At 70.0% G+C, this 1,688-nt stretch carries 1 protein-coding gene and 2 pseudogenes; 2 read left to right on the plus strand and 1 reads right to left on the minus strand.

Annotated features, from left to right (window positions below; genetic code table 11):
* Positions 1–183, minus strand: a pseudogene (locus ACWDA7_RS52630) (IS701 family transposase); the annotation flags it as partial.
* A 522-nt stretch (positions 184–705) separates the two neighbouring features.
* Here ACWDA7_RS52630 and ACWDA7_RS52635 point away from each other — a divergent pair.
* Positions 706–1,563, plus strand: a complete 858-nt coding sequence (locus tag ACWDA7_RS52635) for an MBL fold metallo-hydrolase (RefSeq protein ID WP_450615296.1) — start codon at positions 706–708, stop codon at positions 1,561–1,563.
* Positions 1,564–1,595: 32 nt separating this feature from the next.
* Positions 1,596–1,688, plus strand: a pseudogene (locus ACWDA7_RS52640) (DUF3618 domain-containing protein); the annotation flags it as partial.

The raw sequence follows: 1,688 nt of genomic DNA on the forward strand, positions 1-1,688 counted from the left end.
GTAGTAGCGCGGGCCTTTCGCGCCGTTTCCGGCGCTCTGACGGTGCCAGGCCGTGGCGGGCAGGCGGCCGGCAAGGGTATCGGCGCGGGCGGGAGTGCGGCCGTGGTTGATCCTCACCCGTGTCGAGCAGGCGACGGCCAGGACATAGCCGATGCCGCGCGCCTTGAGGGCGGCGCGGAGCTGGCAGGACTACCGCGCCCGCCGACTACCGTCCGCTGCGGCCTCGCCGCCCGGACCGGGACGGCAGCGGCGCTGAGCAGTGGTACTGCCGGTCCTTTCTGTGGTCACCGTGTGGCGGCAAGCTCGGTGTACATCCCGGCGGCGTAGTGGCCGGGGAGCTTGCACACCAGCTCGTAGCGGCCGGGGGTCTCCGCGGGACGATCGTCCGCGGGCAGGGCCGCCGCGGCCCGCAGCAGGGCGCGCGGGCGTGGCGGCGGCCCCCTTCGTCCGACAGGGTCGCCGCGGTCACATGCTCCTGGTCCTGTGCTGTGAGCTGCACCTCGGTATACGCCGACTCCATGGCCTCCTGGCACTCGGCGTCTTCCTCGCCGATGCCGGGAACGAGGCGTCCTCCATCGGGACGTGTCCACGCCTCGATCCGGGTGGCGGTCTTCTCTGTGCCACCTCAGGATGCGACATAGGTGAATCGACTACACTTGTTACACCGGGAGCTCTTCCGAGCCGCTCGAAGACAAGGAGACAGGTGTGACGTCGAGGCTGCAGCACCAGGTGTTCGTGACGGCCCAGATCCCTCAGTCCGGACGGGGGCCGCTGCCGGACGGCAGCACCCGGATGTGGTCGCCGATCACCTCGACCCTGATCACGGGCGAGCGCGACGCGGTTCTGGTCGACCCCCCGATGACCACAAGCCAGGCCCAGGAGGTCGGCGACAAGATCGCGGTCACCGGCCGGACGCTGCGCGCGATCTACATCACGCATGGTCACGGCGATCACTGGTTCGGTGCGATCCCCCTCCTGGAGCGCTTCCCGGACGCGGTCGTCCACGCGACAGCGGGAACCAGGCGTGTCATGGCCGCGCACAACGAGCCCGGGTTCCGCGCCGAGTTCTGGGACCGGATCTTTCCCGGGCAGATCCCGGCCGGGCATCTCGATGTGCATCTCGTGGACAGCGGCGAGGGGTTCGAGCTCGAGGGCGCCGCTTTGATTCCCGTCGAGGTCGGGCACACCGATACCGACGAGACGACGATGCTGCACGTGCCGGATCTCGGCCTACTCGTCGCCGGGGACGCGGTGTACAACGGCGTTCACCTATATCTGACGGAATCCGGCGGCGTCGCTGGCATCGACCAGTGGCTGGCGGCGCTCGACGTCGCCGACGAGCTTGCTCCCGCCACGGTCGTCGCGGGCCACAAGGACCCGGACGCGGCGGATCTGCCGTCCCACATCGGCGAGACCCGGCGGTACCTCACCGATGCGCGAGAGCTCCTCGAACGGAGCAAGGACGCCCAGGGGTTCTACGACGGCATGCTCGCTCTCCACCCCGGCCGGATCAATCCCGGAGCACTGTGGGGCGCTGCGATCACGCTCTTCCCGGAGGGCTGACGCCCGGCCCCGCGGGGTGCGGCCCCTGAGCCCTCGCCGAGACGCTCGACGAGATCGGCGTCCGGGTGCACCCGAAGACGATCGTCGGGGACGCGAAGGCCAAGGTCGTCTCCAACATCGACCAC

The organism is Streptomyces sp. NPDC001156 (assembly GCF_053598275.1).